This is a genomic window from Bradyrhizobium sp. NP1 (assembly GCF_030378205.1).
GTDB lineage: Bacteria > Pseudomonadota > Alphaproteobacteria > Rhizobiales > Xanthobacteraceae > Bradyrhizobium.
Genome location: NZ_CP127385.1, coordinates 3,766,161 through 3,788,077 on the forward strand (window position 1 = coordinate 3,766,161; position 21,917 = coordinate 3,788,077).

20 protein-coding genes and 1 pseudogene are annotated in these 21,917 nt (G+C 64.4%); 16 read left to right on the plus strand and 5 right to left on the minus strand.

Going from position 1 to position 21,917, the window contains the following annotated elements:
• The first annotated feature begins 118 nt into the window (after positions 1–118).
• The 11 genes from QOU61_RS18005 to QOU61_RS18055 all read left to right on the plus strand — a co-directional run bounded on the left by QOU61_RS18005 (position 119) and on the right by QOU61_RS18055 (position 12,702).
• Positions 119–1,261 carry a zinc-binding dehydrogenase gene (locus QOU61_RS18005; RefSeq protein ID WP_289661136.1) on the plus strand — a complete coding sequence of 381 codons (1,143 nt, stop codon included), beginning with the start codon at positions 119–121 and terminating at the stop codon, positions 1,259–1,261.
• Between the two features lie 260 nt (positions 1,262–1,521).
• Complete coding sequence (locus QOU61_RS18010; protein WP_289661139.1) at positions 1,522–2,094, plus strand: NADPH-dependent FMN reductase; 573 nt, start codon at positions 1,522–1,524, stop codon at positions 2,092–2,094.
• 147 nt (positions 2,095–2,241) lie between these two features.
• Entirely contained in the window at positions 2,242–2,565 is a 324-nt protein-coding gene (locus QOU61_RS18015) for an FtsB family cell division protein (protein WP_289661141.1), read from the plus strand.
• Positions 2,566–2,740: 175 nt separating this feature from the next.
• A complete protein-coding gene (pdhA, locus tag QOU61_RS18020) occupies positions 2,741–3,763 on the plus strand; it encodes a pyruvate dehydrogenase (acetyl-transferring) E1 component subunit alpha (protein ID WP_289661144.1) in 1,023 nt (340 codons plus the stop codon).
• Between the two features lie 80 nt (positions 3,764–3,843).
• Entirely contained in the window at positions 3,844–5,238 is a 1,395-nt protein-coding gene (locus QOU61_RS18025) for a pyruvate dehydrogenase complex E1 component subunit beta (RefSeq protein ID WP_289661146.1), read from the plus strand.
• Positions 5,239–5,242: 4 nt separating this feature from the next.
• A complete protein-coding gene (locus QOU61_RS18030) occupies positions 5,243–5,548 on the plus strand; it encodes a DUF5076 domain-containing protein (RefSeq protein WP_289661148.1) in 306 nt (101 codons plus the stop codon).
• 2 nt (positions 5,549–5,550) lie between these two features.
• Positions 5,551–6,906: a pyruvate dehydrogenase complex dihydrolipoamide acetyltransferase gene (locus QOU61_RS18035; RefSeq protein ID WP_289661150.1), complete on the plus strand. Its 1,356-nt coding sequence runs from the start codon at positions 5,551–5,553 to the stop codon at positions 6,904–6,906.
• A gap of 48 nt (positions 6,907–6,954) precedes the next feature.
• Positions 6,955–8,376: a dihydrolipoyl dehydrogenase gene (lpdA, locus tag QOU61_RS18040; protein ID WP_289661151.1), complete on the plus strand. Its 1,422-nt coding sequence runs from the start codon at positions 6,955–6,957 to the stop codon at positions 8,374–8,376.
• A gap of 141 nt (positions 8,377–8,517) precedes the next feature.
• Complete coding sequence (locus QOU61_RS18045; RefSeq protein WP_289661153.1) at positions 8,518–9,759, plus strand: threonine synthase; 1,242 nt, start codon at positions 8,518–8,520, stop codon at positions 9,757–9,759.
• Positions 9,760–9,790: 31 nt separating this feature from the next.
• Complete coding sequence (locus tag QOU61_RS18050; RefSeq protein WP_289661155.1) at positions 9,791–10,762, plus strand: tripartite tricarboxylate transporter substrate binding protein BugD; 972 nt, start codon at positions 9,791–9,793, stop codon at positions 10,760–10,762.
• 236 nt (positions 10,763–10,998) lie between these two features.
• Positions 10,999–12,702: a tannase/feruloyl esterase family alpha/beta hydrolase gene (locus QOU61_RS18055; RefSeq protein ID WP_289661157.1), complete on the plus strand. Its 1,704-nt coding sequence runs from the start codon at positions 10,999–11,001 to the stop codon at positions 12,700–12,702.
• A 596-nt stretch (positions 12,703–13,298) separates the two neighbouring features.
• On the opposite strand, the pseudogene QOU61_RS18060 reads toward QOU61_RS18055, so the two are convergent.
• Positions 13,299–13,490, minus strand: a pseudogene (locus tag QOU61_RS18060) (hypothetical protein); the annotation flags it as partial.
• A gap of 310 nt (positions 13,491–13,800) precedes the next feature.
• Here QOU61_RS18060 and QOU61_RS18065 point away from each other — a divergent pair.
• The 3 genes from QOU61_RS18065 (at position 13,801) to QOU61_RS18075 (ending at position 16,855) form a co-directional block, all read left to right on the plus strand.
• Positions 13,801–13,983 carry a hypothetical protein gene (locus QOU61_RS18065; protein ID WP_289661159.1) on the plus strand — a complete coding sequence of 61 codons (183 nt, stop codon included), beginning with the start codon at positions 13,801–13,803 and terminating at the stop codon, positions 13,981–13,983.
• A gap of 827 nt (positions 13,984–14,810) precedes the next feature.
• Entirely contained in the window at positions 14,811–15,104 is a 294-nt protein-coding gene (locus QOU61_RS18070) for a hypothetical protein (protein WP_289661161.1), read from the plus strand.
• A 527-nt stretch (positions 15,105–15,631) separates the two neighbouring features.
• The gene (locus tag QOU61_RS18075) at positions 15,632–16,855 is read left to right on the plus strand and encodes an EAL domain-containing response regulator (RefSeq protein ID WP_289661163.1); all 1,224 of its coding nucleotides are present in this window, start codon (positions 15,632–15,634) and stop codon (positions 16,853–16,855) included.
• Between the two features lie 17 nt (positions 16,856–16,872).
• Here QOU61_RS18075 and QOU61_RS18080 read toward each other — a convergent pair whose 3' ends face one another.
• The 4 genes from QOU61_RS18080 to QOU61_RS18095 are packed head-to-tail and all read right to left on the minus strand — an operon-like array spanning position 16,873 to position 18,905.
• Positions 16,873–17,550 (minus strand): aquaporin, encoded by a 678-nt coding sequence (locus QOU61_RS18080; protein ID WP_289661165.1) that lies wholly within the window; start codon positions 17,548–17,550, stop codon positions 16,873–16,875.
• The gene (locus tag QOU61_RS18085; RefSeq protein ID WP_289661168.1) at positions 17,550–18,074 is read right to left on the minus strand and encodes an arsenate reductase ArsC; all 525 of its coding nucleotides are present in this window, start codon (positions 18,072–18,074) and stop codon (positions 17,550–17,552) included. Before QOU61_RS18085 ends, QOU61_RS18080 begins: the two co-directional genes overlap by 1 nt.
• 9 nt (positions 18,075–18,083) lie before the next feature.
• On the minus strand, positions 18,084–18,548 hold the full coding sequence (locus QOU61_RS18090; protein ID WP_289661170.1) for an ArsI/CadI family heavy metal resistance metalloenzyme: 465 nt from the start codon (positions 18,546–18,548) through the stop codon (positions 18,084–18,086).
• 12 nt (positions 18,549–18,560) lie between these two features.
• Positions 18,561–18,905, minus strand: a complete 345-nt coding sequence (locus QOU61_RS18095; protein WP_289661172.1) for an ArsR/SmtB family transcription factor — start codon at positions 18,903–18,905, stop codon at positions 18,561–18,563.
• 457 nt (positions 18,906–19,362) lie between these two features.
• On the opposite strand from QOU61_RS18095, the gene ilvD reads away from it, so the two are divergent.
• Both ilvD and QOU61_RS18105 read left to right on the plus strand, forming a co-directional pair.
• Positions 19,363–21,087, plus strand: coding sequence for a dihydroxy-acid dehydratase (gene ilvD / locus QOU61_RS18100; protein WP_289661174.1), 1,725 nt, complete (start codon positions 19,363–19,365; stop codon positions 21,085–21,087).
• Complete coding sequence (locus tag QOU61_RS18105) at positions 21,074–21,895, plus strand: tetratricopeptide repeat protein (RefSeq protein ID WP_289661176.1); 822 nt, start codon at positions 21,074–21,076, stop codon at positions 21,893–21,895. The genes ilvD and QOU61_RS18105 overlap by 14 nt, the downstream gene beginning before the upstream one ends.
• The last annotated feature ends 22 nt before the right edge of the window (positions 21,896–21,917 follow it).

A 21,917-nucleotide genomic window follows, 5' to 3' on the forward strand; every position in this document is an offset into this window, starting at 1 on the left:
GCTCGATGAAGACGAGAGCGTGAGCCCTCGCTGATTGGCGTCCCGCGCCCCTGCCTGCATCTTGTCCGTCCCGACCGACACCCTAACTCAAGGGTTTCAGGAAGCAGGGAGGACAAACGTGGCATCAGACAGCAAAACTGGGCTTCAATTGCGTTCGCTGATCAAAAAGAGCGGCGAACTCGAGATATCGCTGGTCGAGGTGCCGACCCCCGAACCCGCAGACGACGAAATCGTGGTGCGGGTCGAGGCGACGCCGATCAATCCGTCCGACCTCGGCCTCCTGGTCGGCGCGGCCGACATGACGACGGCGAGAGCCGCCGGCAGCAAGGCATCTCCCGTGATCACGGCCAAGGTGCCGGAGGCCGCGATGCGGGCGATGGCGGCCCGGCTGGACGAGTCCATGCCGGTCGGCAATGAGGGCGCAGGCGTCGTGATCCGGACCGGTTCGTCCGAAGCGGCGAAGGCGCTGATGGGCAAGACGGTCGCCATGATCGGCGGCGCCATGTATGCGCAGTACCGCACCATCAAGGCCCGCGACGTGCTGGTGCTGCCTGAAGGCGCGTCCGCGGCGGACGGCGCCTCGTGCTTCGTCAATCCGCTCACCGCGCTCGGCATGACCGAGACTATGCGCCGCGAGGGCCACAAGGCGCTGGTGCACACGGCGGCCGCGTCCAATCTCGGGCAGATGCTGAACAAGATCTGCCTGAAAGACGGCATTCCCCTCGTCAATATCGTGCGCAACCAGGAGCAGGCTGACATCCTGCACAAGATCGGCGCCAAACACGTGGTCGATTCCAAGTCGCCCGGCTTCATGGACGAACTGACCAAGGCGCTGATCGAGACCGGCGCAACCATCGCGTTCGACGCGATCGGCGGCGGCCGGCTCGCAGGCCAGATCCTCACCGCGATGGAAGCGGCGATCAACAAGACGGCGACCACCTACAGCCGTTACGGATCGAACGTGCACAAGCAGGTCTATGTCTATGGCAGCCTCGATCCCGGGCCGATCGAGCTGAGCCGCAATTTCGGCATGGCCTGGGGCGTCGGCGGCTGGCTGCTGTTTCCGTTCCTGATGAAGATCGGCGCGGCGGATGGCGCAAGACTGCGCCAGCGCGTGATGGCGGAACTCAAGACCACCTTCGCCAGCCACTACGGCAAGGTCATCTCGCTGCAGGAGGCGCTCGACCTCGCCAACATCGCCGTCTACGCGAAGCGCTCGACCGGCGAGAAATTTCTCATCAACCCGAACAAGGGTGGATGAGCGTCGCGAGAATAGACCCTTGCCTCGGCGCAGGCGAAAGGCCGTTCGCAAATGTACGTCCGTGCAGGAGAACCTGCACGGACGTGCAGGGGAGACACGCGATGACTGATCTGGGCCCGTCAATTTTTGGCCGGGGCCGCCGCGTGAATCGGCTCTCCGCGAACGCAGTGTTTCCGAATTTACCTGTTCATGCACTTGCATGTTTCCGCCGGCCTGGTCTAAGGGAGGTGGACCCCGGTCTTTTTCAAGAAGGATAGTCCATGGCCAGCCCGCATCACATCGTCACGCTCGTCGGCAGCATCCGCAAAGAAAGCTTTACGCTGAAGATCGCCAATGCCTTTGCGAAGCTTGCTCCGGCCTCGCTGAAGCTCGAGGTCACCACGCTGCACGGCCTTTCCTTCTTCAACCAGGACCTGGAAGCCAACCCGCCGGCCGACTGGCTGGCGTTCCGGGAAAAGATCCAGAAGGCGAGCGGGGTGCTGTTCATCACGCCGGAATACAACCGCTCGATTCCTGGCGTGCTGAAGAACGCTATCGACGTTGCCTCGCGCCCCTACGGCAAGAGCTCGTTCCTCGGCAAGCCGACCGGGATTGTCTCCAATTCACCCGGTCCGCTTGGCGGCGTCAGCGCAGCCAAGCATCTGCAGAACATCCTGCCCGGCATCTCGGGGCCGATCCTCGGCCAGCCCGAGATCTACCTCACCGCTGTCGGCGACGCCTTCAACGACAAGGGCGAGCTGGTGAAAGAGCCGCTGCAGAAGGTGATCCAGCAATATCTTTCGGCTTTTGCCGCCTTCGTCGACCGGCAGATCCGCGCAAGCGCAGGCGCCTGAGGTCGAAGCACCGCGCCCACTTCTGCCTCTCGGGCATCGCCGGCAAGCCGTTCCGCGTTTGCCGGCGTCGGGTTTTTCAGATGCAGCGCGCGAGGGGGCGGGCGGTTATTAGGCCGCTATTAACCCCGTCGTCCGATCTTGGACGGCATGGTTACGCGTGCGCGCCTCAAATCCTTCCTGACCGGGCTTGCCCTCTACACGATGGCGGCGTTGATGATCGGCTATTTCGGCATCAACGCCTATACCGGCAAATACGGCCTCAACGCTCGCCAGGAACTGGACCAGGAGATCATCGCGCTGACCTCCGAACTGGCGCGGCTCAAGCAGGAGCGCGCTGAGGGCGAAAAGCGGGTCTCGCTGTTGCGCACGGACCGGGTCGACCCTGACATGCTGGACGAGCGGGCACGCTACCAGCTCGACTATGCCAACCCGCACGACCTGGTCCGGATCAACAATCCGAAGCCGAACTAGTGGTCCTCATCCGTCGACACCAATAAATTTCAAAAAGCTGCAACAGGGTGTTCAAAAATGTCGTGCTGCGTTGCAGTGCGGCATGGCCAAAATCACTGCGACAACACGCAATCCTTTCGCGCGGGTTTGACTTGAGTTAGAGAGGGCAAACCACTCTCTCAACATCGGAATTGCCATGGCCGCTCCCAAGAAGCCCGACGTCAAAGAAAAAGGTCAGGACAAGGGGAACGGCTCGCCGCCCGAATTTTCACGAGATCAGGAGCTCAAGGCGCTGCGCGACATGCTGCTGATCCGGCGCTTCGAGGAGAAGGCCGGCCAGCTCTACGGCATGGGCGCGATCGGCGGCTTCTGCCATCTCTATATCGGCCAGGAAGCCGTCGTCGTCGGCATGCAGATGGCCCTGAAGAAGGGCGACGAGGTCATAACGGGATACCGCGATCACGGTCACATGCTGGCCTGCGGCATGGACCCGAAGGGTGTGATGGCCGAGCTCACGGGGCGCCGCGGCGGCTACTCCAAGGGCAAGGGCGGCTCCATGCACATGTTCTCCTTGAAGGAGAACTTCTACGGCGGCCACGGCATCGTCGGCGCGCAGGTGTCGCTCGGCACCGGCCTTGCCTTCGCCAACCGCTACCGCGGCAATGATTCCGTGAGCCTTGCCTATTTCGGCGACGGCGCCGCCAACCAGGGCCAGGTCTATGAAAGCTTCAACATGGCGGAGCTGTGGAAGCTGCCCGTGGTCTATGTCATCGAGAACAACCGCTACGCGATGGGCACCTCGGTGACGCGCTCCTCGGCGCAGACCGATTTCTCCAAGCGCGGCGCCTCCTTCAACATCCCCGGCAAGCAGGTCGACGGCATGGACGTGCGCGCGGTCAAGGCTGCGGGCGAGGAGGCGATCGCCTGGTGCCGCGCCGGCAAGGGTCCGTACATCCTGGAAATGCAGACCTACCGCTATCGCGGGCATTCGATGTCCGACCCGGCGAAGTACCGCACGCGCGAGGAGGTCGAGAAGGTTCGCCACGATCAGGACCCGATCGAGCAGGTGCGTAACCGCCTGCTCGCGGCAAAGGTGAGCGAGCAGGATTTGAAGGCCATCGATGCGGAGGTGCGCGAGGTCGTCAACGCGGCCGCGGATTTCGCGCAGCACGATCCGGAGCCCGATCCGTCCGAGCTCTACACCGACGTCTATCGCTAGAGACCTGCAGGCGCGGACCTGCTCCGCGCGTCAAACGAACTTCGCGAAAGCGAACCTGAAGAGTGATTTTGGGAGCGGATATGCCCATTCAAGTTTTGATGCCCGCGTTGTCGCCGACCATGGAGAAGGGCAACCTTGCGAAATGGCTGAAAAAGGAAGGCGAGGCGATCAAGTCCGGCGATGTGATTGCCGAGATCGAGACCGACAAGGCGACCATGGAGGTCGAGGCCACCGACGAGGGCACGCTCGGCAAGATCCTGATTCCCGAAGGCACCGCCGACGTCGCGGTCAACACGCCGATCGCGACCATCTTGGCCGATGGCGAAAGCGCGGCCGATCTCGCCAAGGTCTCCGCGCCGGCCAAGCAGGAAAAGGCGGCGGAGCCCGCAGCCCCGGCTGCGGCCAAGGCCGAGGTGCCGACGGCCACCTTCAAGGCGCCGTCCGCGCCGCAGACCGTCTCCGAACCCGATCCTGAAGTCCCTGCTGGCACCGAGATGGTGACGATGACGGTGCGCGAGGCGCTGCGCGATGCCATGGCCGAAGAGATGCGCCGCGACGGCGACGTCTTCGTCATGGGCGAGGAGGTCGCCGAATATCAGGGCGCCTACAAGATCACGCAGGGCCTGTTGCAGGAGTTCGGCGCGCGCCGCGTGATCGACACCCCGATCACCGAGCACGGTTTTGCCGGCATCGGCGTTGGTGCGGCGATGGCGGGCCTGAAGCCGATCGTCGAGTTCATGACGTTCAACTTCGCCATGCAGGCGATGGATCAGATCATCAACTCCGCGGCCAAGACGCTCTATATGTCCGGCGGACAGGTGCAGTGCTCGATCGTGTTCCGCGGGCCCAACGGCGCCGCGGCGCGCGTCGCCGCCCAGCACAGCCAGGACTATTCCTCCTGGTACTCGCACGTTCCGGGCCTGAAGGTGATCGCGCCGTACTCGGCGGCTGACGCCAAGGGTCTGCTGAAGGCCGCGATCCGCGACCCCAACCCGGTGATCTTCCTCGAGAACGAGGTGCTGTACGGGCATTCCGGCGAAGTGCCGAAACTCCCTGATTACGTCATCCCGATCGGCAAGGCGCGCATCGTCCGGTCCGGCCAGCACGTCACCCTCATCTCCTGGTCGAACGGCATGACCTACGCGCTGAAGGCTGCCGAGGACCTTGCCAAGGAAGGCATCGAGGCCGAGGTGATCGATCTGCGCACGTTGCGCCCGATGGATACCGAAACGATCGTTGCCTCCGTGAAAAAGACCGGCCGCGCGGTTTGCGTCGAGGAAGGCTGGCAGCAGAGCGGCGTCGGCGCCGAGGTCGCTGCCCGCATCATGGAGCACGCCTTCGATTATCTCGATGCGCCGGTGGCGCGGGTGTCGGGCAAGGACGTGCCGATGCCCTATGCGGCCAATCTTGAAAAGCTCGCGCTGCCGTCGGCTGCCGAGGTCGTCGAAGCGGCGAAAGCCGTTTGCTACCGGTGAGCGCATGAGCGGTCCCAAGGAGCAGCCTGTGCCTCCCGATGTCGTCGGGCGCGGCGACGCGGTCGAGGTGTTGCGCGCCTTCGTCGTCGATGGCGGGCTGTCGATCGCGTTCCAACGCGCCTTCGAGGAGCCTGACATGTGGGGCCTGCTGCTCGTCGACATCGCCCGCCACGCCTCGCGCGCCTATGCGAGCGAGAGCGAATTTACCGAAGACGAGGCGCTGTCGCGCATCGTCGAGATGTTCGAAGCCGAAATCGCGCGGCCGTCCGACCCGGGCAGCACTCTGCCGCGGTCGCAACAAGGTCACTGACAATGCCGATCAACATTCTGATGCCCGCACTGTCGCCCACGATGGAAAAGGGCAACCTCGCCAAGTGGCTCAAGAAGGAAGGCGACAAGGTCAAGTCCGGCGATGTGATCGCCGAGATCGAGACCGACAAGGCCACCATGGAGGTCGAGGCGGTCGACGAGGGCACGATCGCAAAAATCCTGGTGCCCGAGGGCACGCAGGACGTGCCCGTCAACGACGTGATCGCGGTCATGGCGGGCGACGGCGAGGACGTGAAGGCGGCGGCTTCAGCCGGCGCGGCGCCCACCGCGCCAAAGGCGGCCGAGCCGCCGAAACCCGCGGCAGCCGCGCCAGCGCCGGCAGCGCAAGCCCCCGCACCCGCGCCCAAGCCAGCGGCCAGTCCCGCGCCGGCGCCTCAGGCCGCCAGTCCCGCGCCGCAGGCCAACGGTCACGGTCGCATCTTCTCCTCGCCGCTTGCCCGCAGGATTGCGAAGGAAGCAAACATTGAGCTCGCGCGCATCACCGGCACCGGTCCGCACGGCCGCATCGTCGCGCGCGACGTCGAGGAAGCGAAGTCCGGCAAGGGCCTCAAGGCGCCGGCCGCGGCGCCCTCCGGTGCACCTGCGCTCGCGCCCTCGATGTCGGACAAGCAGATTCTCGCGCTGTTCGAGCCCGGCAGCTACGAGATCATTCCGCATGACGGCATGCGCCGCACCATCGCGCAGCGCCTGACCGCATCGATCCAGAACGTCCCGCACTTCTATCTCACGATCGACTGCGACATCGGGCGGCTGTTGGACGCGCGCGAGCAGATCAACAAGGCGGCACCCACCGACAAGGACAAGAAGCCGCTCTACAAGCTCTCGGTCAACGACTTCGTCATCAAGGCGATGGCGGTCGCGCTGCAGAAGATTCCGAACTGCAATGTGAGCTGGACCGACGGCGGCATGGTCAAGCACAAGCATTCCGACGTCGGCGTAGCGGTCGCGATGCCCGGCGGCCTGATCACGCCGATCATCCGGAAGGCCGAGACCAAGACGCTGTCGACGATCTCGAACGAGATGAAGGATTTTGCCGCGCGCGCGCGGGCGCGAAAACTCAAGCCGGAGGAGTACCAGGGCGGCACCACTGCCGTGTCCAACCTCGGCATGTACGGCATCAAGGATTTTACGGCCGTGATCAATCCGCCGCATGCCACGATCCTCGCGGTCGGCACCAGCGAGGAGCGACCCGTGGTGCGCGGAGGCAAGATCGAGATCGCCCAGATCATGAGCGTGACCTTGTCGTGCGACCACCGCGCGATCGACGGAGCGCTCGGCGCCGAACTGATCGGCGCGTTCAGGGCGCTGATCGAAAACCCCGTCATGATGATGGTGTGAGCAGGGCGCGCGCTCTTCTCTGGCGAAGGCATCACACAGCGAGTAACCATGGCCGACACATCCTTCGACATCATCATCATTGGCTCCGGCCCCGGCGGCTATGTCACCGCGATCCGCGCCGCCCAGCTCGGCTTCAAGACGGCGATTGTCGAGAAGGCCTATCTCGGCGGCATCTGCCTGAACTGGGGCTGTATCCCGACCAAGGCGCTGCTGCGCTCGGCGGAAATCTTCCACTACATGCAGCACGCCAAGGATTACGGGCTTTCGGCTGAAAAGGTCGGCTACGATCCGAAGGCCGTGGTGCAGCGCTCGCGCGGGGTGTCGAAACGCCTCAACGACGGCGTCGGCTTCCTGATGAAGAAGAACAAGGTTCAGGTGATCTGGGGTGATGCGACGATCGACGCGCCCGGCAAGATCACGGTGAAGAAGTCTCCGGTCGAGGCGCCGAAGGGCGCCTTGGGCGAAGGCGCCTATCAGGCCAAGCACATCATCGTCGCGACCGGCGCGCGGCCGCGCGTGCTGCCGGGGCTCGAGCCCGACAAGAAGCTGGTCTGGACCTATTTCGAGGCGATGGTGCCGGAGCGCATGCCGAAATCGCTGCTGGTGGTCGGCTCCGGCGCGATCGGCATCGAGTTCGCCTCCTTCTTCCATACCATGGGAAGCGACGTCACCGTCGTCGAGGTGCTGCCGCAGATCCTGCCCGTCGAGGACGCCGAGATCGCAGGATTGGCGCGCAAGCGCTTCGAGAAGATGGGCATCAAGATCCTGACCTCGACCAAGGTCACGAAGCTTGAGAAGAAGAGCGACAGCGTGGTCGCCACCATCGACGACGCCAAGGGCAAGCCGCAGGCGCTGGAGTTCGAGCGGGTGATCTCCGCGGTCGGCGTGGTCGGCAATATCGAAAATCTCGGCCTGGAAAAGCTCGGCGTGAAAACCGATCGCGGCACCATCGTGATCGACGGCCTGTGCCGGACCAACGTGCCCGGCATCTATGCGATCGGCGACGTCGCCGGTCCGCCGATGCTCGCGCACAAGGCCGAGCATGAGGGCGTGATCTGCGTCGAGGCGATCAAGGGCCTGCATCCGCATCCGATGGACAAGAACCTCATTCCCGGCTGCACCTATTGCCATCCGCAGGTCGCTTCCGTCGGCTTGACGGAAGCGAAAGCCAAGGAAGACGGGCGCGAGATCCGCGTCGGCCGCTTCCCCTTCGTCGGCAACGGCAAGGCGATCGCGCTCGGCGAGGACCAGGGCCTCGTCAAGGTCGTTTTCGACAAGAAGACCGGCCAGCTTCTCGGCGCCCACATGATCGGCGCCGAGGTCACCGAATTGATCCAGGGTTACGTGGTCGCGATGAATCTGGAGACCACCGAGGAAGAGCTCATGCACACCGTGTTCCCGCATCCGACGCTGTCGGAGATGATGAAGGAAGCGGTGCTCGACGCCTATGGGCGGGTTCTCAACATCTGAGCGCTGCGATTTCCACTCGTCATGCGCGGGCTTGACCCGCGCATCCATCCAGAGGAAATTTCTTGATGAGGTGACGGATTGCCGGGTCGAGCCCGGCAATGAGGGGCAAGAACAGCCGTTGGCATAGGAAAGAAACACGACGTGCGCGAAAACGACAACCTCACGACCGAACGCCCGACATTCGTGACCCATCTCGAATGCTCGCTGGAAGGCGACCGCTACCCGGCCGACCAGGTTCATAACCTTTCCAAGGCGGGCAAGCCGCTTCTGGTGCGCTACGACCTCACTGGGGTGAAGAAGGCGCTCTCCAAGGATGCGCTCGCCGCGCGACCCGCGGACCTCTGGCGCTACCGCGAGCTGCTGCCGGTGCGAAAATGCGCCGACATCGTCTCGCTCGGCGAGGTCGTGACGCCGCTGGTGCGCCTGCCCAAACTTGCGAAGAAATTCGGCGGCGGCGAGATCATCGTCAAGGATGAGGGGCGGTTGCCGACCGGCTCGTTCAAGGCGCGCGGCCTCGTGATGGCGGTGTCGATGGGCAAGGCGCTCGGCATCAGGCACATGGCGATGCCGACCAACGGCAATGCCGGCGCAGCGCTCGCGGCCTATGCGACCGCCTGCGGCATCAAGACCACGATCTTCTGCCCGGCCGACACGCCGGAGGTGAATGTCAGCGAGATCGAGCTGCAGGGCGCGACCGTCTACCGCGTCAACGGACTGATCGACGATTGCGGCAAGATCGTCGGCGAAGGCAAGGCCAAGGTCGGCTGGTTCGACACCTCGACGCTGAAGGAGCCTTATCGGATCGAGGGCAAGAAGACGATGGGCCTCGAGCTTGCCGAGCAGCTCGGCTGGGACGTGCCCGACGTGATCTTCTATCCGACCGGCGGCGGCACCGGCCTGATCGGCATGTGGAAGGCGTTCGCCGAGCTGGAAGCGATCGGCTTCATCGGAAGCAAGCGCCCCCGCATGGTCGCGGTCCAGGCCGCGGGCTGCGCGCCGATGGTGCGCGCCTTCGAGAACGGCACCGAGCACGCGCCGCGCTGGGAGGATGCGCATACGATCGCATCGGGCATCCGCGTGCCACAGGCGATCGGCGATTTCCTGATCCTGCGCGCGGTGCGCGAGAGCAAGGGGTTTGCGATCGCGGTCTCCGACGAGAAGATTTCTGCTGCGCTGAACGAGGTCGCGCGCGAGGAGGGACTATTGCTCTGCCCCGAGGGCGCCGCGACCTACGCCGCCTACCGGCAGAGCCTCGACGATGGTCGTGTTACGAAGAGCGACCGGGTGATGCTATTCAATTGTGCGACCGGTCTGAAATACCCGCTGCCGAAGGTGGATCGCACGCTCGACCGGCATCAGCCGATCGACTACGCCAAATTCTAGGGCGAACCAGCGGCGGGTCGGGAGCGAGGGGATGCGAAACACGATCCTGGCCGCCTTGACCGCGCTGCTGCTTTTGGGCGGCAGCGCGTCTGCCGAGAAATTTCCCGCCCGTCCCATCACCATCGTGGTGCCGTTCTCGGCCGGCGGGCCGTCGGACGCGATGGCGCGCATCCTTGCCGAGCGCATGAAGACGAGCCTCGGCGAGGCGCTGCTGATCGAGAACGTCACCGGCGCCGGCGGCTCGATAGGGGTCGGCCGCGTCGTCCATGCGGCGGCGGACGGCTACACCATCGGCTTCGGCCATCTCGGCACCCATGTCGCCAACGGCGCGATCTACAAGCTCGGCTACGACCTCGTCGCCGACCTCGAGCCGGTCGTGCTGTTGCCGAGCAATCCCATGATCATCGTCAGCAAGAACGCGGTTCCCGCGAAAACGCTGCCGGAACTCTTGGCCTGGCTGAAGGCGCGGCCGCAGCCGGCGACCGCCGGCACGGCCGGCGCAGGATCGGGCAGCCACATCGCGGGATTGGCGTTCGAGAATGCGACCGGCATCAAGCTGCAATACGTGCCCTATCGCGGCACGGGACCGGCGCTGAACGATCTCGTGGCCGGCCAGATCGACATCATCGTCGACCAGACCTCGAACTCCATCAACCAGGTGCGGGCAGGGACGATCCGCGCCTATGCCATCACCGACGCCAAGCGCGTGCCGCAGGCGCCCGACATCCCGACCACCGACGAGGCGGGACTATCAGGCTTTCACATGACGCTATGGTCCGGGCTCTGGGCGCCCAAGGGCACGCCGCAGGAGATCGTGGCGAAGATCAATGCCGCGGCAGTGGAAGCGCTCAACGATCCGGTCGTGGTCAAGCAGCTCGAGAACCTCGGCCTGCAGATGCCGCCGAAAGACCAGTCGACGCCGGAGGCGTTGGGCGCCTGGCAGAAGGCCGAGATCGCCAAGTGGTGGCCGATGATCAAGGCCGCCAACGTCAAGGTCGATTAGGCTTCCGGAAGGATTCCGTTGAGTGGCGCTCGGCGCCGAGGCGGCACCGGCGCGGCTTGTGAATGCGGCTGCGTTCGCTCGCAGGTTGCAGGGCAGCCGTTCATTCACAGGTTGCAGCGGATCAGTAGCGTTCCGTTGCAGGCCTGTCGCATTGGGCGGTTAGCCTGTCCTTTCCACAAAACCACAAAAATCAGGGAGGACAGACCTTGCAACGATCATGTCTCGTCGGCGCGGCCATGAGCCTTTTTGCCTGCCTCGCCATCGCAAGCACGCCCGCAATGGCGACGCCATGCACCAACCTGCAGTCCCTGCAGCTCCAGCATGCCACGATCACCTCAGCCACCGACAACACCAGCGGCACCTTTGTCGTCCCCAACTCCAACCCGCCGCAAACGATCACCGGGCTGCCGGCGTTCTGTCGCGTCGCCGCGACGCTCACGCCCACCGCCGACTCCTCGATCAAGATCGAGGTCTGGCTGCCCGAAACCACATGGAACGGCAGGTTCCTCGGCACCGGCGGCGGCGGATTCCAGGGCGTCATCAGCTACAATGAGCTCGCGAGCGGCATCCAGGCCGGTTTTGCCGCCACCAACAGCGACCTCGGCACGGGCGTGTCGGGATGCAACTCGCTGTTCTGTGGCTCGGCCGGCAACATGGGCAACCCATTGGCGATCGAATTCGGCGATCCGCCAAATCCCACGGCGGGCCTGTTCGGCCATCCCGAGCGGATCAAGGATTTCGGCTACCGCGCGATCCATTTGATGACGGTGCGCGGCAAGGAAATCGCCAACGCGTTCTATCCGCGCAACCCCGGCAAAGCCTATTTCGCCGGCTGCTCCACCGGCGGCCAGAACGCGCTGATGGAAGCGCAGCGCTTCCCGGATGACTACGATGGCATCCTCGCCGGCGCAGCAGCGTTCAACCGCACACACTTGCACATGGCGGGGCTTGCAAGCTGGCAGAACGCCCATGCGAGCCCGGGTCGGTTCATCCAGCCCGGCCAGATGACGCTGATCAACAAGGCGGTGATCGCGCAATGCGTCGGCCGCGACGGCGGAGCCAAGACCGACCAGTTCCTGACCGATCCGCGTGACTGCCCGTTCGATCCCAAGGTCCTGCAGTGCACGGGCGGCAACGCCCCGCCGGCGTGCCTGACCAGCGAGCAGGTCACCACGATCCAGAAATACTATGCCGGCACCATCGATCCGGTGAACGGGGACGTCATCAATCCGGGCTCCGAGCGCGGCAACGAGACCGACAACGTGCTGGCGTTAGGTCTCGCGTTCCAGGAGCGGCTTCCGGAGCCGGCGTTCGACGGCCTGTTCTACTGGGTGTTCGGCCAGAGTTTTGGCTTCCCGTCGAGCGCCCACAACTTTCAAAACTTCGATTTCCACCGTGACGTCGACACGGTGGACGACCAACTCGCCGCGGTGCTGAACGCGACCAGCACGGATCTCGGCGAGTTTCGGGAACACGGTGGCAAGCTCCTGATGTATCACGGCTGGGCCGACCCACTCATCCCCTCGCAAAGCAGCATCAATTATTTCAATGCGCTGGTCGCAGACCACAACCGTGGTTTCGAGCAGGTGAGCTTTGAGCCGGACAGGGACGGCGGGAAGCTGCGCAGGACACAGAGCTACGCCCGGCTGTTCATGGTCCCCGGCATGTTCCACTGCTCGGGCGGCCCCGGGCCCAACGTGTTCGACGCGCTCACCCCGCTCGTGACCTGGGTCGAGAAGGGCGTGGCGCCGGACACGATCGTCGCTACCAAGTTCGTCAACGACACGCCGCCGGCGGTGGAGATGACGCGGCCGCTTTGCGTCTATCCCAAGGTCGCCAAATACAATGGCAGCGGCAGCACCAGCATCGCGGCGAACTTCACCTGCGTCGCCGACGAGCATGACTTCAACCAGACGCCGGCCCCCAAATACGGCCCATGACGAGCGCGTCGCCGGCGAGCCTGGGCTCGCCGGCGACCTCGGTCTCGCATGAAGCCCGGCTCTAATTTCCCAACCCACGGATCCGCAAAGCGGGCTTGCTGCTCGCGGATGGGCCTGATCCCATCCGGCAAACGACGAGCGTGCGGCGGCGCCGCGCGCGAGCGCTGATCGCGGCATGATCGCTTGATCGATCAGTATCAATCGCACCCTTTGCCACTTTGCACTTTACGGCCGCTTCGAATCATGTGCCTTCTGTCGCACAGCGGAGCAGCTCATGCAGCTCACGACCGATCAGCCGACATCATGCGCGGCATGCGAGGAACGGACTTGCACACGGTGCGGCGGCGCCGCGCGGCTGGTCCATACCATGCTGGACAGCCGCAGCGGCCGGACGATCCGCGTTTTCGAGTGCCAGTGCGGTAGCCGAATCTGGGACGACGAGCGGACCGCCCGAAATCGATAACAGACCGCCGACGCGCGGTCGCATCACGCCTGCTGGCCTGTGCTCAGGTCGGCTGGCTGCGTGGGCCGTTTGCTTGCGGGCCGACCTTGGCGGCCCGCGCGCTCCGAGCCGACTCGGCGCGTGGCTCGCTGTTTCCGTTGCCGGGGCTTGCTTCCCGCGCCAGCCGCTCGGCCTTCAGCCGTTCGCGGTTTGCGTAGAACGCCTTCTGCGCCGCTTCATGCTCGCGCATCGCCTGCTCGGCGTCGGCGCGCCGGGCGGCGTCCCGGGCCTTGCGTTCTTCGGGGGTGAGGACGCGTGGCGGTCGTGCCGAGAAATCTTCTTCCATCATGATCTCAAACGTGCTCGCGAAAATGCGCCCGTGCGCTTGGGGCGCCGGGCCGGAAGGTCGTGTGCCGTACCTGTTCTAACTGATAACCGGGCGATTGGTTCCCGAGGCCGGTTCCCGCCGTGGACGCTGTAACCAGCATGGCGGCCTGAAAAACACGCCCCGCGGCATCAACAGCCAGGACGTGACCTCGGGTTCCCGCCGGGCTGCCCCGGCAAGGCGTTGGCGAGAATAATCGTTCGAGGGGGCGGAACGATTATCGCCGATCCGACTTACGAAGCAGTTGGGCTCCTGGCAGCGGAGCGGGGGAATGAAGATCGATAAAGAGCAATTGCCACCACCGCAGACACAGGACCTGCGCCGGCGTTGTCCGGCCTGCGCGGCTTTTCCCCGTCTTGCTTTATCAATGCTTAATCCCACCAACGGCACGACCATCCGGCTCTACGAGTGCCGTTGCGGCGAGCGCATCTGGGACGAGCGGCTCCCGAAATAATGAGTTAATCCGGCATTGCCGCTTCGCGGCAATCGCTTGGCTTGTCATACTGCCGACGTGGAGGTCGACATCGCTCAAGCCGAAGTGCCGTGGTGGCTGCATGGCTCCTCAGGCGAAAATGGCTTGGCGCGGTTATGCAGATCGGCCGCGATCGTCGCCGGCGCCTGAGCGCGTCTGACGGGGCGGCGTATGGACGCGGCCAACCTCCGGAGGAAACATGAAAAGCCTTTTCGTTGTGGTTCTGTTCGCGGGCATCGTCGCAACCTTCAGCGGCGTCAACGCCGCCGGGAGCTGCGGTCCCGGGTGCCACGTTGCTCAGTATGGCGGGTGCGTCGCGGACGGCTGGGGCACTGCATCCGTCAGAAACGAATGCCCGGCCGGAGCAAGGCCGCATCCGCCGTGCGGTCCGGGCTTTGTCTGGCGTCGTCGAATGGCAACCTGTTTCCCGAACTGACGCTGCCGATCCGGCCCGGGCTGACGCTCAAGCGGTCCGGGCCACGCTTGCAGACCCCGGCGGGCCGGTCGGCGATCGTTCGCAGCGGACGAGCGAAGTCGAGCCGCACCGGCCGAACAACATGTTCGGTTTATGCGATGTCGTTTCTCTCTACGCCTGATGTTCGACATCGCCGACATTGATGTGATCAGCGGACGCGGATTGTGGCCAGTCGATTGCTTGCGTTCGCTGCTGACGAATGATTTTACTCGCCTTGTAGCGATTAACTCTAGTTTGTCTTGCTGACGAACGGGCAGCATTCCGTACAACACCGAATGGCAATGATGCGTTATCGCAAAACGACGTCTGGCATTCGGGGAGCGCGAGATCGCTAATGATCGTGGCTGTTGTTGCCCTGGCCGCGAGCGCGTTGCTCGGGTTCGCGATGGGGTTCGTATTTCGCGCCTGGATCCATCTGATCGTAGCGCCGTTGATCGCGGTCGGCTCGGCTGTCGTTTTCGCGTTCTTCGGCTTCGGCTTCTTCAAGGGCGCCGTCGCCACGTTCGCCTGTCTTTTCGCAAACCAATTGGCCTATTTCATCGCCTTGCTTCTGGTTGCGCCCGAAGTCGTGCGGCGGCGTCTATCGCATGACGTGGTCGACGGCCAGCCAGGCAAGAAGGGAGAGTAGGGCGTCGGCCGCGAGCACGAGGAGAAGCAGCGGCAGCAGCCGCCGTGGCCTCTTTCGCCAGAGACGCGGCGGCGCCAGGCGTCGCATCGCGCCGTGCAGGCGCGTTGCGACCGAGCGCCGCGGCGTGTCTGTTTGGGACATCGCAGTTTGCATTTGGCACAGTTTCCCTGCTGAAGCGCGCATCTAGCGAGCTTTCAGCAATTGCGGTGCCATCCCGGAGGGGGATCGGAGAAATGTCTGCGCGACGCTGACTGGAAGGCATTTCCGCGCCCCAGTATTGGCCGGTCGTTGTCGAGACGCGAGGGAACGACCTCGGTCAGCGGCTTCGCGCCCGCCGGTGGAGGAGCCGGGCGGCCCGCGTCGATGCGTGGCCGGCAACAGGCTCGCATCGCCAAGCGGAAATCCGCGAAGCTTTGAGTCAAATGCAAGCCCTTTACCTTAACTCGCTTTGACCCGGAACACTCGACACCGTTTTGAATTACGAATGACTGCGTTGGGGGACTGTGTTTGGGGGGAGCCAGCACATCATGACGGAACACGCTCGATTTCCGGCTCGGGGAAGGGCCGCTCAATTCGGCCGTCGCAAGATGGTGCCGAGTGTCGCGATCCTCGACGAAAAGAACCATTTGCGGACATTTCTCGCCGACGCGCTCGAGGAGCTTGGATTTCTGGCTTTTCCTTGCCGGGATGGTGCGGAGGTCGAGCTTTGCCTGGACGAACGTCCGGTCGATGTCCTGCTGATCAGCCTTTCCGCAGGTGGCGTCGCCGCAGGCGAAATCATCGAACGACTGGCGGAACGGCACTTCGAGGGCCACGTCCTGCTGCTCGGACCGGCGTCAAGTCTGGCGCTCTCCGCGGTTCGGCAGCTCGCGGAAAAAAAGCGGCTTGCTCTGCTCCCGGCGGTCAGGACTCCCTTCAGCAGCGAAACCTTGCGGGCGAGCCTCGGCAGCCTCGTGCCGGAACAACATCCGCCCAGCACGGCCGTTGACGTCGCCGAAGCGCTGAAATCCGGCTGGCTGGATCTCTGGTATGACAGCAAGATCGACGGACGGACGCTGTTGCCTGCAGGAGCAGAGGCGGTCGTTCGCATGCGCCATCCGTCCTGGGGCGTTGTCTCTCCTGCCTCCTTTGTTCCTGCGGCGAACGATCCGCTTCTGCGCGGGCTTGCCGAGTTCACGATCCGGCGGGTGTTCGAGGATTGGCAGTATCTGCTGCCGCACGCGGGCCCGGTCAGCCTCTCCTTCAATCTGCCGGTTTCGGCCTTGCTCGACTTTCAGCCGCTGCAATCCCTGCTGGACTGCATGCTGCGCCATCCGGCCTTCAACGGCCTGGCGATCGAGCTCGACGCCGCCGAAGCGATCCCGCAGCTCGAGGCCCTGGTTCCGATCGCGGAGCGGCTTCGCTTCTCCAATGTCGGCGTCGCTATTGATAACCTTGGCGAGGAATGGCCTCGCTTTCTCGCCGTGGATGATTTCCCCTTCACCGAGCTCAAGCTCAGTCCGCAATTTCTCGACGGCTGCGCGAAGGACAGGCTGAAGCGCGTCGTCTGTCGCGACATCCTCGACCTTGGGGCGCGCCACGGCGCGCGCACGGTGGCCCAGAAGCTGGAGAATTCCGCCGATCTCGCTGCCGTGCAGGAAATGGGATTCAGCCTCCTGCAAGGCCCGGTCTTCGGAAAGCCTGTGCCGCTGCGCAAGCTGGCGCGCTCCCTGAAGCCGACGGCACGGTCGCCGGTGGCTGCCGGCTCATAGGCAGGCAGAATGCCGCTTCAGCTTCCCGCTGGCTTGACTTTTTCCGCCCATAGCCAGGCCGCCAAAGCAGCCGCAAGTCCTGCGCCGGCAAATTGCGCCGCGACAAAGCCGGGGATGCCCGCGGGCGCGATGCCGGCGAAGGTGTCTGACAGCGACCGCGCGACCGTCACTGCCGGATTGGCAAAGGATGTCGAAGCCGTGAACCAATAGGCTGACGTGATGTAAAGGCCGACCGCGTAGGGAATCGCAGCCGGCGTTCGGTTGGCGCAGCCGACGATGGTCAGAAGCAGCCCGAAGGTTGCGATGCCTTCGGCGAGCCATTGGCCGGGTCCCGTGCGCGCGGTCGCTGAGAATTGCCAAAGCGGAAGCTCGAACATCAGGTGAGCGGCCCACACGCCCGCGATTGCGCCGGCGAGTTGCGCGACAATGTAGATGGCCACGGCACTCCAGGAGAATTCGCCCCGCAACGCCAGGGCGACAGTGACCGCCGGATTGAAGTGCGCGCCCGAGATCGGTCCAAATACGAGGATCAGGACCACCAGGATGGCGCCGGTGGGAATGGTGTTGCAGAGCAGGGCGAGTGCGCTGTTTCCGCCCGCAAGCCTTTGGGCCATGATCCCCGAGCCCACGACAGCCGCGAGCAGAAGGGCCGTTCCGAGCCACTCGGCGACGATGGCGCGCGAGAGCGAACGCATCAGGTGCGTTCCGGCAAGTGCGTGGAGCCTTCCATTTTGCCGATCTCGCGCAGCCTGTTCTTGAGGCTCAGTTGATCGAGCGAGCGGAGCGGCAGCGCGGTGAAAGCGCCGATGCGCTGGTTGAGCAGCCGATAGGCTTGCCTGAAGGCGAGCGCAATTTCGGCCTCCGTCCCCTGCGCTTCTGCCGGGTCGGGAATCCCCCAATGCGCCGTCATCGGCTGGCCGGGCCATACTGGACAGGCTTCCGATGCCGCGTCGTCGCAGACCGTGAAGACGAAATCGAATTTCGGAGCGCCTGCCCTGGCAAACTCGTCCCACGATTTCGAGCGCAAGCCCGTCGTGTCGTAGCCGAGCTCGTCGAGCAGGCGAATGGTGTACGGGTTTACTTGACCCCTGGGCCGGCTGCCGGCGCTATAGGCGCGGAATTTTCCCGCACCAGTCTTGTTGAGGATCGCCTCTCCGATGACCGAACGCGCCGAATTCCCGGTGCAGAGGAAGAGGACGTTGTAGATCCCATCTGCCATATGGGCGCCTCACGAGTTGCCGCAGGTGTTGGTCGGCTTCGGCGCACAGCAGGCGCCTTGTTTTTCGTGGGCAATGCGTGCGCGGTTCTCGCCTGTGCCGTCGCCGTAGGCCGTGCTCTCGCCCGTGGTGTGGAAGGTTTCCCAGGCGATGCCGGCGGGATCGTCGATCCAGGATTTCTCGGATTTGGCATAGCAACAGGCGGTTTCGCCTTGCTCGATGATATCGCCACCGGCCTGCTTTAGCCGGGCATACACCTCGTGAAGCTCGTCCTTGCTCTCGACCTGGATGCCGAGATGATCGAGGCCGGCTTCGCGGCCCCGTGTCGAGATCGCGAAATTGACTCTGGGATCGTCGAGCATCCACTTCGCATAGTCAGGCTTCACGACGGATGGCTGCACGGCAAACAGCGCGGAATAGAAGCCGATCGAGCGCGACAGGTCATCGACGGACACATGCACGTGGAGGCGCTTCATTCGGGTCTCCTTTCAGGCTGATACTTTCGCGGACTTGCGCGTGGGCTTGCAGGCGACCGCGGGGCCGCAAGGCGCGCCGCCGCAGCAGTTTTCGGTGAGGAAAGCGACGAGGGCGTTCATCTTGTCGAACTGTGCGGCGTAGATCATCGAACGGCCGTCACGTCGCACCGTGACGAGGCCAGCCATCCGCAAGCGATCGAAATGAAAGGTGAGGGTGTTGGGCGCGAGCCCCAGCGCGTCGGCAATGGCGCCGGCAGGCATGCCTTCAGGTCCTGACTGCACCAGCAGCCGAAACACGTCGAGGCGGTTGTCTTGCGCAAGCGCGGCCAGCGCCGCCACGGCATCTGTCTTTTCCATATTTCAACGAATATCGAAATGATAGCGGAAGGTCAATCTCGGCGTTGTTCAGGCCGGCCGCTGATCGTGGCGCGATTGCTTTTGCAGCGATCGGCACCCGGCTTTCCCCGCGCCCTCTTCATCGAGGGTCGAATCATTCGTCCAACCCGGGCGCCGCGCGCCGCGGGGACGAAGGCGCTCGTCTTCTGCAGGTTGTGGATTGTGTTGGCGGGAACTGCCACCCGGGAACATCTTGTCGCCCTAAAATGGTTGCCGTTGGGACACGAATGTTGCGGACCCGCAACAGTTAACCAAACTTTAGCCTCTGCCGCGACCGGTGCCCGGTCGCGCCGCTTTTTGGCCACACCCCTTCATGAAATGATCTTTCGAAGGGTTGACCGCGGAGCTCGCGAAAAGATCGGAACTTTTCAGCGGTTCCGGCTCTAGCAAGAGATGGCGGGGGAAACGGACTTTCGCGATGGACGCCAAGACGAACATCAAGAGCAGGCTCCCGAGCCGTCACGTGACGGAAGGGCCCGCGCGCGCGCCCCATCGCTCCTACCTCTACGCCATGGGTCTGACGACAGAGCAGATCCACCAGCCTTTCGTTGGCGTGGCGTCCTGCTGGAATGAGGCCGCACCCTGCAACATCTCGCTGATGCGCCAGGCCCAGGCCGTGAAGAAGGGCGTTGCGGCCGCTGGCGGCACGCCGCGCGAATTCTGCACCATCACAGTCACCGACGGCATGGCCATGGGCCATGACGGCATGCGCTCCTCGCTGCCGTCGCGCGAATGCATCGCCGACTCGGTCGAACTGACCGTCCGCGGCCATGCCTATGACGCGCTCGTTGGCCTCGCCGGCTGCGACAAGTCCCTGCCGGGCATGATGATGGCGATGCTGCGGCTCAACGTGCCCTCGATCTTCATCTATGGCGGCTCGATCCTGCCCGGCAATTTCCGCGGCCAGCAGGTCACGGTGCAGGACATGTTCGAGGCCGTCGGCAAGCACTCCGTCGGGGAGATGTCCGATGCCGATCTCGACGAGATCGAGCGCGTTGCATGTCCCTCGGCCGGCGCGTGCGGCGCACAATTCACCGCCAACACCATGGCGACCGTCTCCGAGGCGATCGGGCTCGCGCTGCCATACTCGGCCGGCGCGCCGGCGCCGTACGAGATCCGCGACGCCTTCTGCATGACCGCAGGCGAGCAGGTGATGGAATTGGTGCGCGCCAATGTCCGCCCGCGCGACATCGTCACCCGCAAGGCGCTGGAGAACGCCGCGGCGGTGGTAGCCGCGTCCGGCGGCTCGACCAATGCCGGGCTGCATCTGCCGGCCATTGCCCATGAATGCGGCATCAAGTTCGACCTGTTCGACGTCGCTGAAATCTTCAAAAAGACGCCCTATGTCGCGGATTTGAAGCCGGGCGGCCGCTATGTCGCCAAAGACATGTTTGAAGCTGGCGGCATACCGCTTCTGATGAAGACGCTGCTCGACAACGGCTATCTCCACGGCGATTGCTTGACCGTGACGGGCCGCACGATCGCCGAAAACCTCAAAAGCGTGAAATGGAATCCGCACCAGGATGTGGTGCGGCCGGCCGACAAGCCGATCACCGCCACGGGCGGCGTCGTCGGCCTGAAGGGAAATCTCGCGCCAGAAGGGGCGATCGTGAAAGTCGCGGGTATGTCCAATCTGAGGTTTACCGGCCCGGCCCGCTGCTTCGACCGCGAGGAGGACGCCTTCGAGGCCGTCCAGAACCGCACCTACAAAGAGGGCGACGTCATCGTCATCCGCTACGAGGGGCCGCGGGGCGGTCCCGGCATGCGGGAGATGCTGTCCACCACGGCGGCGCTGACCGGGCAGGGCATGGGCGGCAAGATCGCGCTCATTACCGATGGTCGTTTCTCGGGCGCCACCCGCGGCTTCTGCATTGGCCATGTCGGGCCGGAGGCCGCCGTCGGCGGGCCGATCGGCCTGCTCGAGGACGGCGACATCATCGAGATCGACGCCGTCGCCGGGACTCTTAACGTAAAATTGACTGAAGCCGCATTGATCCAGCGCAAAACCAAATGGCGCCCTCGCGAGACTAATCATACGTCGGGCGCGCTCTGGAAGTATGCACAGCAGGTTGGCCCTGCGGTTTCAGGAGCCGTTACTCACCCAGGTGGTGCGCACGAGAGTCAGTGTTATGCGGACATCTGAGCGTATCATTGTTGCGTTTCTGCTCGGGACAGCTGTGCTGTCGGCGCCGGCGCGCGCCTTCGATGGTGCCCCGGTCAACCAGGAGGCGACGCTTACCGCCGCCCAGCCTGGAACCGCCGCCGCGCTGAAAAAGGCAGTCCCTCCGGCGGCAATTCCCGACGCCGCGACGTCACTGACCGCGTTGCAGTACGCTGCCGAGGGCGGCCACCCCCTGGCGCAGTGGAAGCTCGGGCGGATGTATGCCGATGGCAACGGCGTCGTTCAGGACGACCTGCGCGCCTTCGACTATTTCACCAAGATCGCCAGCGCCCATGCGGAAGACAGCCCCTGGTCGCCGCAATCGGCCATCGTCGCCAACGCCTTCGTGGCGCTCGGCCGCTACTATCTCGCGGGCATTCCCAACTCGCGGGTGAAGGCCGATCCGGACCGGGCGCGCGAGATGTTCTCCTACGCCGCCTCCTATTTCGGCAGCGCCGACGCGCAATACGATCTGGCGCGGATGTACCTGAAGACGCCGGATGCCTCGCGGGACGACTTCACCAACGGTGCGCGCTGGCTCGGCCGCGCCGCGCAGAAGGGCCAGCACCAGGCGCAGGCGCTGCTCGGCCAGATGCTGTTCAACGGCGACCGCCTGCCGCCGCAGCGGGCGCGCGGCCTGATGTGGCTGACGCTGGCGCGCGACGGCGCCACCACCGACGAGATCTGGATCAAGGAAGCCTATAACCGCGCCATCCAGAAGGCCTCCGACGACGACCGCGCCATGGCGCTCAAGATGCTGGAGCAGTGGGTCCAGGGCCGCCAGGACTAGGCTCGGTACCAGTTGTCCGGCG

Coding starts and splice junctions, on each gene's coding strand:
- QOU61_RS18010 (WP_289661139.1), top strand. CDS start 1,522: ATGGCCAGCCCGCATCACATCGTCACGCTCGTCGGCAGCATCCGCAAA.
- QOU61_RS18085 (WP_289661168.1), bottom strand. CDS start 18,074: ATGGCAGATGGGATCTACAACGTCCTCTTCCTCTGCACCGGGAATTCG.
- QOU61_RS18065 (WP_289661159.1), top strand. CDS start 13,801: ATGAAGATCGATAAAGAGCAATTGCCACCACCGCAGACACAGGACCTG.
- pdhA (WP_289661144.1), top strand. CDS start 2,741: ATGGCCGCTCCCAAGAAGCCCGACGTCAAAGAAAAAGGTCAGGACAAG.
- QOU61_RS18080 (WP_289661165.1), bottom strand. CDS start 17,550: ATGCGTTCGCTCTCGCGCGCCATCGTCGCCGAGTGGCTCGGAACGGCC.
- QOU61_RS18075 (WP_289661163.1), top strand. CDS start 15,632: ATGACGGAACACGCTCGATTTCCGGCTCGGGGAAGGGCCGCTCAATTC.
- QOU61_RS18015 (WP_289661141.1), top strand. CDS start 2,242: ATGGTTACGCGTGCGCGCCTCAAATCCTTCCTGACCGGGCTTGCCCTC.
- lpdA (WP_289661151.1), top strand. CDS start 6,955: ATGGCCGACACATCCTTCGACATCATCATCATTGGCTCCGGCCCCGGC.
- QOU61_RS18035 (WP_289661150.1), top strand. CDS start 5,551: ATGCCGATCAACATTCTGATGCCCGCACTGTCGCCCACGATGGAAAAG.
- QOU61_RS18030 (WP_289661148.1), top strand. CDS start 5,243: ATGAGCGGTCCCAAGGAGCAGCCTGTGCCTCCCGATGTCGTCGGGCGC.
- QOU61_RS18055 (WP_289661157.1), top strand. CDS start 10,999: ATGAGCCTTTTTGCCTGCCTCGCCATCGCAAGCACGCCCGCAATGGCG.
- QOU61_RS18070 (WP_289661161.1), top strand. CDS start 14,811: ATGATCGTGGCTGTTGTTGCCCTGGCCGCGAGCGCGTTGCTCGGGTTC.
- QOU61_RS18105 (WP_289661176.1), top strand. CDS start 21,074: ATGCGGACATCTGAGCGTATCATTGTTGCGTTTCTGCTCGGGACAGCT.
- QOU61_RS18025 (WP_289661146.1), top strand. CDS start 3,844: ATGCCCATTCAAGTTTTGATGCCCGCGTTGTCGCCGACCATGGAGAAG.
- QOU61_RS18090 (WP_289661170.1), bottom strand. CDS start 18,548: ATGAAGCGCCTCCACGTGCATGTGTCCGTCGATGACCTGTCGCGCTCG.
- QOU61_RS18050 (WP_289661155.1), top strand. CDS start 9,791: ATGCGAAACACGATCCTGGCCGCCTTGACCGCGCTGCTGCTTTTGGGC.
- QOU61_RS18095 (WP_289661172.1), bottom strand. CDS start 18,905: ATGGAAAAGACAGATGCCGTGGCGGCGCTGGCCGCGCTTGCGCAAGAC.
- ilvD (WP_289661174.1), top strand. CDS start 19,363: ATGGACGCCAAGACGAACATCAAGAGCAGGCTCCCGAGCCGTCACGTG.